8 protein-coding genes are annotated in these 8,818 nt (G+C 45.0%); all 8 read left to right on the top strand.

The genetic code is table 11. The features are described from left to right. A partial coding sequence (tadA, locus tag JNK13_02340) for a Flp pilus assembly complex ATPase component TadA (GenBank protein ID MBL7661569.1) occupies positions 1-656 on the top strand: 656 nt, incomplete at its 5' end. Positions 657-674: 18 nt separating this feature from the next. Further along, positions 675-1,892 carry a type II secretion system F family protein gene (locus JNK13_02335; protein MBL7661568.1) on the top strand — a complete coding sequence of 406 codons (1,218 nt, stop codon included), beginning with the start codon at positions 675-677 and terminating at the stop codon, positions 1,890-1,892. Next, positions 1,892-3,904 (top strand): sigma 54-interacting transcriptional regulator, encoded by a 2,013-nt coding sequence (locus tag JNK13_02330; GenBank protein MBL7661567.1) that lies wholly within the window; start codon positions 1,892-1,894, stop codon positions 3,902-3,904. Before JNK13_02335 ends, JNK13_02330 begins: the two co-directional genes overlap by 1 nt. Positions 3,905-4,024: 120 nt before the next feature. Continuing rightward, entirely contained in the window at positions 4,025-5,008 is a 984-nt protein-coding gene (locus JNK13_02325; protein MBL7661566.1) for a hypothetical protein, read from the top strand. Positions 5,009-5,028: 20 nt separating this feature from the next. After that, positions 5,029-5,442 carry a hypothetical protein gene (locus tag JNK13_02320; protein ID MBL7661565.1) on the top strand — a complete coding sequence of 138 codons (414 nt, stop codon included), beginning with the start codon at positions 5,029-5,031 and terminating at the stop codon, positions 5,440-5,442. A gap of 9 nt (positions 5,443-5,451) precedes the next feature. Beyond that, positions 5,452-6,438, top strand: a complete 987-nt coding sequence (locus JNK13_02315; GenBank protein MBL7661564.1) for a hypothetical protein — start codon at positions 5,452-5,454, stop codon at positions 6,436-6,438. 1 nt (position 6,439) lies between these two features. Continuing rightward, the gene (locus JNK13_02310; protein ID MBL7661563.1) at positions 6,440-8,113 is read left to right on the top strand and encodes a hypothetical protein; all 1,674 of its coding nucleotides are present in this window, start codon (positions 6,440-6,442) and stop codon (positions 8,111-8,113) included. Between the two features lie 549 nt (positions 8,114-8,662). Further along, positions 8,663-8,818, top strand: a 156-nt coding sequence (locus JNK13_02305) for a prepilin-type N-terminal cleavage/methylation domain-containing protein (GenBank protein MBL7661562.1), incomplete at its 3' end; no start/stop codon positions are given.

Below are 8,818 nucleotides of genomic sequence, written 5' to 3'. Positions count from 1 at the left end.
CAGCTGAAGACCCGGTAGAGTTTAACTTACTAGGTATTAACCAAGTGCAAATGCACGACGATATTGGATTAAACTTTGCAGCGGCACTGCGTTCTTTCCTACGTCAGGATCCAGATATTATCATGGTCGGTGAAATTCGAGACTATGAAACTGCAGAAATTGCCATTAAAGCTTCGTTAACTGGACACTTAGTGCTCTCAACTCTGCACACTAACGATGCCCCAGCAACAATTAACCGCTTACTCAACATGGGTGTTGAACCATTCCTTGTTGCTTCATCGATTAATATTGTGGTGGCGCAGCGTCTTGCACGTCGCGTTTGCGAAGGTTGCAAACAGGAAATGGAAGTAAAGCCGGAAGTCCTGCTGGGAGTTGGCTTGACTCCTGCTGAAATTGACACTTTCAAAGTAATGCATGGCTCAGGCTGTCAAAAGTGTAGCGGCACTGGCTATAAAGGTCGCGTAGCGCTTTATGAATGTATGGCCATGACTGAAGAACTCAAGGAATTCGTTCTCAACGGAGCCTCTGCCGCAGAAATTAAACGTGAAGCGATTCGTGGTGGAATGATGACACTACGACGTTCTGGATTGAATTTTCTAAAACTTGGCGTAACTACGATTGAAGAAGTCTTACGCGTAACAGTAGCTGATAACTAATTTTAAGGAGATTAATATATGCCAGTCTTTATATGGGAAGGCACAACTGCGGCGGGCAAGCGAGTTAAGGGCGAAATGGAGGCCATTAATTCTCAGGCTGTCTTTAACGCACTACGCGCACAGCAAATTAATCCCAATGCAAAAAAGATCATGCCCAAAGGGGGCGGATTACAGAAAGAAATCAAGGTTCCTGGCTTTGGTCCAAAAGCAAAAGTACGTGACATTGCGATTTTCACGCGCCAATTTGCAACGATGATTGATGCGGGCTTACCGCTGGTGCAAGGTTTAGATTCATTAGGGAAACAACATGAAAACCCATTAATGAAAAAAATCCTGCTTGATATTCGAGACTTCGTTCAAGAAGGTGGTTCACTTGCCGATGGCATGCGTCGACACCCTAAGGCTTTTGACGAACTTTTCACCAACATGGTTGCAGCCGGAGAAACTGGTGGTATCTTGGATATTATTCTCGAGCGTCTCGCTGAATATCTCGAAAAAGCCGATAAGCTTCGCCGTAGCGTAAAGAGCGCGATGATTTATCCCGCAGTGGTTGTCGCCGCTGCTGGCGTCGTAACTTCAGTCTTGATGATTTTCGTAATTCCGACATTTGCTGAAGTATTTGCTGACTTTGGTGGAACATTACCAGCGCCAACGCGTTTCGTAATCGCCCTATCAAATCTATTCGTGAATAACATCCCTGCGATTTTTGGTAGTTTATTTTTATTCCTTTTTATGTTTAAGCGCTTTGCTAAATCTGATCGCGGCAAAGAAGTTTTACACCCAATCTATCTCAAGCTTCCAGTCTTCGGTGAGTTAATTCGCAAAGTCGCAGTGGCACGCTTTACACGCACACTTGGAACGATGATTAGCTCTGGTGTTCCCATTCTATCAGGATTGCAGATTTGCGCGCGAACAGCTGGGCACAAGGTCGTGGAAAAAGAAATCATGAACGTGCGTCTTGCGATTAGTGAAGGTCGACCTATGGCTGAACCGCTTGCCTCATCCAAAATTTTCCCGGCAATGACGGTGCAAATGATTACGGTAGGAGAACAAACCGGTGCACTTGATGCGATGCTTAAGAAAATTGCCGACTTCTATGAAGATGAAGTCGATAATGCTGTAGCAGCCTTGAAACAATTAATCGAGCCGATCATGATCCTCGTACTTGGAACCTTAGTCGGCGGACTCGTAATCGCGATGTATCTACCAATCTTTAAAATGGGTTCAGTGGTCTAATGCGCACTCTAAGAGCAATATTTCTCGAGCCACTTGGGCTACGTTTTAAGTCTGAACTATTTCAGCACTTACAAACAATGCTGCTTGTGCGAGTGACAGTCTTATCGCTCTTATTAAGTGCCACCTCTTGGTCGTTCACCAGCGAAGAAGGAGTCGCGCATGTCTCTGATGCAAGTTTCCGACTGATTGCTTTGATCTATTTTGTATCACTAGCAAATGCGATTGTCGTTCGCTTAGCACAGAATTTAGTTCCTGTTGCTTTAATGCAAATTTCCCTAGATGTAGCACTTTCCACAGTTGCCATCAGCTATACTGGCGGCGCAATTAGTCCGCTATTTTTCTTATACCTACTCTCAGTCTTTGGCGGCGCGTATGCACTATCATATACAGGTGCACTACTTGCGGCATCCTTGTCGGGCATATGTTATGGTCTGATTGCCGCTGGTATTATCTCGGGCAATTTAATTCAACCTTCTGTTTTACACTTTTTAACGGTCTATACTGGCCTCGTCGTAGTTGGTTGCGGAGCAACATTTCTCTCCAAACGCGCCGACTCTGCAGAAACTGAGGCTGAAGAGCACCGCGAACTTGCGCAAGAATTGAGTTGGAAAAAGGAACAACTCTTTAACGATCTTCCGGATGGCATGATTACGGTCGATCTCACAGAAATGATTACCAATATTAACCGCGCGGCGGCGGCAGTCCTGGGAATTTCTGACGACACTCGCAGTGAACTTGTCGGCGCAAACTTAAACACTGTTTTCACTGAACTCAGTAACGCAAATTTAAAAAGCGAAACTGGCGATCTAAAAGAAGTTGGCGAATTCTCAATCAGCGCTGACCCTAGCGCAGAAGAGAAATTCATTTATTTTGAAACCAAGCCACTAACGAGTCCCAAAGGCGAAGAAATTGGGTCGACAATTCTACTACGCGACGTCAGCGAGCTTAGGAACATGGCGCGTCAACTTTCATTACATGAAAAAGTTACTCGCCTAATTGCTGAAGCTTCGCATATGGATGTCAAGGCTCTCGAAGATGCGGTTCCAGCCTTGGTAGCTGAAAGTTCACAAATGAAATCCGTACTAGAATTAGTCCAACGCGTAGCTACATCTGATGCCTCAGCGCTAGTCACAGGCGAAAGCGGAACCGGCAAAGAAGTAGTTGCACGAACGATTCATACTTGCAGTGAACGTGGGCGCAAGCCATTTGTTGCCATTAACTGTGGAGCCATGCCTGAGAACTTATTAGAGAGCGAACTTTTTGGGCACAAAAAAGGCTCCTTCACAGGAGCAATTAACGACAGCATTGGCCTACTTAGGCAAGCCGAAGGCGGAACCGTATTTTTAGACGAAATCGGCGAACTCCCAATGTCGATGCAAACCAAGTTGTTACGTGTATTACAAGAACGTAAGGTCAGACCAGTTGGCGGTTTAAATGATATTGCAATCGATGTGCGCATTATTGCTGCAACCAATAAAGACTTGAGAAAAGCTATAGCTGAGAACAAATTCCGTGAAGATTTGTTTTATCGCCTCAATGTTGTAGAAATTATGATTCCCGCGCTACGTGAGCGTAAAGAAGACATTCCAGCGTTAGTCACCCACTTTATCCACCGTCATCACCGTTCAGGACATGGTTCCCGGGTGCAAATCTCACCAAAAGCCTTAGAACTACTAATGCGCCATGGTTTCCCAGGAAATATCAGAGAGTTAGAAAATATTATCGAGCGGGCGCTAGTGTTTGGAGGAGACGCAATACTCCCCGAGCACTTACCTCCAGACTTAAATGTCGCTCTAGCGGGCAAAGAAAATGCTTTGGAATCTGAGTTACTTACGTTGCCTCTTGATCTTGAGGCCGAGCTTGCCAAGATCGAGCAGGCGCTACTTAAGCAAGCGTTAGACCAAACTGGCGGCATTAAAAAGCATGCAGCAGAGCTTTTGGGCTTAAATTTTAGGTCGCTGCGCTACAGGCTTAAGAAATATGGGCTTGCTTCTGAACTAGAAGATCAGTGAAACTAGTAGTTAGGTCTACAAGTTTCCAAGAGCTGGGTTAAGTAGTTATGAAAACCTGCGTTCCAATATCTAATCTTAATTACTATTTGCGTCGACATTCTATTGGTGTGAGGTCATTCTATGTGTAGCGATATTCAGCGTATTAGACGTAACGCCTTAAATGCGTCTGCGTTTACTATTTTAGAACTGGTAATTACACTTTTAATTGTGATGGTAATCAGCACCATTGCAATACAAAAATATCCAGAAATGCGACTATCCTTTGCGCGCTATGCAGCAATCTCACAGCTCCAGTCTGATATTGCACTAACAAGACAACTTGCCACAGAACGTGGTGCGATTGGAGTGATGCAATTTGCATGGTCAGGTAAGCGCTATTATATTGGCCTCATGAATGGCGCGTTCAGTGTTCCTGCTCAAATCAACGAAATCGTTGCGGTACGCCATCTCCCTAAAGGAACCTTAGCTGTTGTTGAGCCAATCGCGGGAGTATCAAGCTATAGCTCTGGCCCATATTGCCTACCTGACAATTCAGAATGTTCAAATACAGAAACAACCGATAACCCTACCCCCTTACAGCTAGTATTTGATACTCGTGGATTCCTTGTGACTCCTGCAGGCGGGGATGCAATTATCTCTGCTGTAGGAATTGGAACAACTACTTACTCTACAGTGCCAATGGGTATAACCTCCAAAGTACTTTCAGTTTATTCTGGTTTTGGCTCTGACTACCGCATCGCCAGCGCTACTAAATATGGCGATTATACGATTTACCCTACGGGACAAATGCAATATGGAGCAGCGGCTGGAAGTTCAAGCACTAGTGGCAATGCCAGTTCCTCTGGCAGCACTTCAAGTGGCTCAACTTCGACATCTGGCAGTACTTCCAGCGGTTCAACTTCGACAAGTGGATCAACTTCTGGTACAACAAGCACAAGCGGTACTACTTCAAGCGGAGAAGTTGAAGGCGAGGAGGAAGCGGTGCCTATACCTTCAAGCTCAAGCTCTTCGAGCTCCAGCAGCAGTTCTTCCAGCTCTTCTTCGAGCTCCAGCACCTCTACAACCTCGACAGGCATTATTAAGGGAGGGGGTAAAAAAGAATAAATACTTTCTTTAATTTAATTATGAAAAGTGCATTTAAAAATCAGCGTGGCTTATCTGTCGTTGAAGCTTTAGTGTCAGTTACAATTCTTTCAGTAACGGCAATGACGCTTACAAAAAGCGTTGTCACCTCGTTTGCGCAATCAGAACGAGAGCTCCGCTCTCACATCCTCTACCAGATTCTCACCAACAAAATCGAACAAACATCCGCCATTAATGGCTGGTATTATGACGTCGCTGACTATATTGGCATGGAACAAGAGTCTGAAGAGACGGTCGGCACTAGGCAGTACGATGTAGTCTGGAGCCCCGAAATTTTTGATGCCTCTAGTGACCCCTATCCGCGAACTGTAATACGAGTCACTGCCAGAGAGGCCGGTTCGACCACGCATGTTATGACTAGAGACACGTTTACTATTCCCTGGGTCGGACAATAAGTAACATAGATGTTTTTTAAGCATAGCAAATCACTGGATTTAAATCACTCTGGGCAATCACTGCTTGATTTACTTGTTACGCTAATGATCGGCGGGATTATTGTCGGTGGAACGCTGGCAAGCTTCATCGATACAGGTAGGCGCGTGCGTGACAACAGAACCGTGATCGAAACCGAGGAAACAGCAAGAAGCATTGCTGAATTAATGGTTTACGAGCTTCGTGGCGCAGGCGCTGGAATGCCTTTGGGACAAGATTATTTTGCAATTGGAGATGGAGATTTAGGTAACGTTCCAGAGCCGATTATTGTGACAGCTGGCGGTGGCTACACTTCATCCGATGCGAGTAAAATAACTTTTCGGCGTAACGTTACAGGTAAGGGATCATTTCTCAAAGTACTCTATGCTCCAATCCTGATGTGTGCTCTCTGTCCAGTTCCAAACATCGTGACAGTAGCTGATAGTAGTCAGTTTTTCATCGGTGAGTATGTTTATCTTTCGAGCAAACTCAGTGGTTCAGACTATCCAGAGAATGGCATGTACGCACAGATTGAAGATATCGTTGGTGGCGTAATCGGCCAATTAACCTTAAAGCGTAGCTCAATGGTGAGAAAAACCTCCCCTGCACAAATTTTTCCGATCGGTAGCACAATTGACCCTGTCCAGGATATTGTCTACGACGGCAGTAATCCAACTTTAGGGATCACCAGAAGTGTTTCCAAAGCAAGTTTCCGTGACACAGCGACAGTTGTCTTGGCACCAAATAGTTCACTGGAGATAAAATATTACGATAAAACGGTTGGCCCTACAGATGAAGTCGGTGCAGAAATCGCCCTGCCCCTGACAGCCGCAAAATTAGCCAATGATTTAATGACGATTCGCTTCACAGTAACGGTTGATTCCCCGCGCCCGCTCTCTAATGGAGATACATATACTGCGGAAGTTACTCGATATGTCTTTCCTAGAAACTTAAGAACTATTAGACCTTATGGCAGTTAATATGCGAACTATTTTAAAAGCATCAGGTCATGTCAGACGCCCTCAGAGAAGTAACGAAAGCGGCTATGTTTTGATTATCGCTACGCTATTACTTGCCCTCGGTGGCCTGATGGTTGCACAAGCTCTAACAAAAACTCAGTCATTCACCAGAACACTCTATGCAGAGCGAAAGCGTGCAGCAAACTACTACAAAGTCGAAGATACTTTTACTAAGGTCAAAGATTGGTTTCACGATTACTGGTGGCTCGCGAATGCATATAATGATGAAGCGCAGGCTTACTACTTCAGCAAATGGCATTTCTATAATGTTTTTAAGCGCACTACTGCTAGTGTGGGGAGTAATGATACTGGAGCTTATGGCCCAAGCGGCTCACAAACACGCACAATTGTTTCCTCAACAGCTGTCACCCCTACTCTAGTAAAGCTGCAAGGCACGACCAATTCTGCCATGCTGACAAGTGACGACTTGATGGGGAGTAACTCTTTGCCGAATCTTAATGCCCCTGAAACTACCAATAATGATACAGCAACACCAACATCAACTTTCAGATCTGCAATTGATTTTAATAGTGTCTACGCTCGCGTCACGCTCTTAGATGCCGTGATACTTGACACCTATCGCGACTACGGTGACCCGGTTGGAACTGCTACAGGACTGCCTCACACAGATTACGAACCGATCTGGCAGCTCGATGCCTCCCTGGGCGGAGCGGGCGGAACAAGATTAATCAGTCAAATGCGAGGGATAGCAAAGTATGACGATGCCGTGGGTTTTTATGGTAAAGCGGGATTTATTACACGCCGCAATTGCGACTCCTATCAATCCGATTTGGGCGCATACTCTATTACGAATAAATCCAGTTCATGCACAGTCGGCACTAAAGATACACAAGCGCAAATTGGCAGCGCAAATATTATCTTGGGAAACATTTATAGTGGCGGTGGCAGCGTGCTCGATCCCGATGGCGGGACAGCCGGGCGAGCCTGTACAGACTTAACTTGTAGCCAGCTAGCTTATAAATGCACAAATCATTCTGATTGCGATCGATTTTTCCAGCCACTTGCGAGTTATAGTAACTGGAATCTCTACTGTTCGTCCCACCAAGCAGCTGTTGTTGTAAGCGGGGCAACAACTTTATCTCCAACAGAGAACACGGCCGCCCAAAGGTGTTGGACCTCCGTAACGGTCAATGCTGGAGGGGTATTAACTCTAAACAGTGATAAATCTTACTTCTTCCAAACCTTGACCCTAGATCCTGGAGGAACAATTGTCATAGCACCTCCTGCGGGAAAGAAAGTGCATCTTTATGTTTCAACAATCACAGGTAACACAATCAATGGATCCCGAATCAATAACACAGCTCAACCCTATAGATTCATGCTACATTACATGGGAGCAAGTGCCCTAACTGTTCAAACAGATTCAGTTTATGCCGGCCATATTATAGCCCCAAATGCTAGCGTCACAATTAGCGGTGATAATGGGGATTTTTATGGTTCAGTTGCTACCGCTTACACTCTAACTGCTACAGGAACAAACTCTTACCTACACATGGATCTATCTGGCAGCAAAACCTTCTTGAAGCGCTATCAACCGATTTTTACTAATTTTAAAGAATATAGTTACTCTAATTTCACCTACACTGTTTCCTCATCAGGGGCAGAAACTGAATAACATCGCGTTAGCGCTTTCCGGTAGAGCGCCACGGCCATTAAGTTAAGGATTATAAGGCCGTCATCTCGACCGAAGTCCTGAGTTTACTCAGGGCGAAGTGGAGAGATCTCCAAGTGTATTTCTTGAAGAATTTGGAGATTTCTCGACTACACTTCGTGGAGTTTATCCTGAGTGGGCCGAAGGGCTCGAAATGACGAGGACTTACCTGCTTCCCTTAACTTATGGCCGTGGGTATAGCGCTCAGAATTCAATCTAGTCTATCTAGCGCAAATAGTGAGTTGCTACTGACGCACTCAAAAGGCCCCCTCCTTTCCTAGTAAAAAAATTGTCACCTGGTGATTTTTACTGCATATTTCTGACATTTTTTATCACCACCAGCAGAACAAAATTGCCCATAACCCCCTGATATTACTAGCATTATGTTTTCTGCGTCTGACTCAATAAACTTGGCATCTAAATTGCTGTCTAGGAGCATGCTAGGGTTTGTATTATACAGGGCCTAGTGTGTTTCATTACTAACAGGAAGAAAGAATAGGAGTGTTAACTAACATGAAAAGCCAAAAAGGTTTTACATTGATTGAATTACTAGTGGTTGTTGCGATCATTGGTATTCTAGCTGCGATTGCGATTCCGCAATTTGCTGCATATAAGAAACGTTCATTTGATGCTCGTGCTGAATCAGATCTTCGTAACGGTGTTTCTGCT

This window comes from bacterium, from assembly GCA_016786595.1.
In the GTDB taxonomy this organism is placed as follows: domain Bacteria; phylum Bdellovibrionota_C; class UBA2361; order SZUA-149; family JAEUWB01; genus JAEUWB01.
This window is presented reverse-complemented; position numbering and strand designations above follow the sequence as displayed.

Coding starts and splice junctions, on each gene's coding strand:
- JNK13_02335 (MBL7661568.1), top strand. CDS start 675: ATGCCAGTCTTTATATGGGAAGGCACAACTGCGGCGGGCAAGCGAGTT.
- JNK13_02330 (MBL7661567.1), top strand. CDS start 1,892: ATGCGCACTCTAAGAGCAATATTTCTCGAGCCACTTGGGCTACGTTTT.
- JNK13_02325 (MBL7661566.1), top strand. CDS start 4,025: ATGTGTAGCGATATTCAGCGTATTAGACGTAACGCCTTAAATGCGTCT.
- JNK13_02320 (MBL7661565.1), top strand. CDS start 5,029: ATGAAAAGTGCATTTAAAAATCAGCGTGGCTTATCTGTCGTTGAAGCT.
- JNK13_02315 (MBL7661564.1), top strand. CDS start 5,452: ATGTTTTTTAAGCATAGCAAATCACTGGATTTAAATCACTCTGGGCAA.
- JNK13_02310 (MBL7661563.1), top strand. CDS start 6,440: ATGCGAACTATTTTAAAAGCATCAGGTCATGTCAGACGCCCTCAGAGA.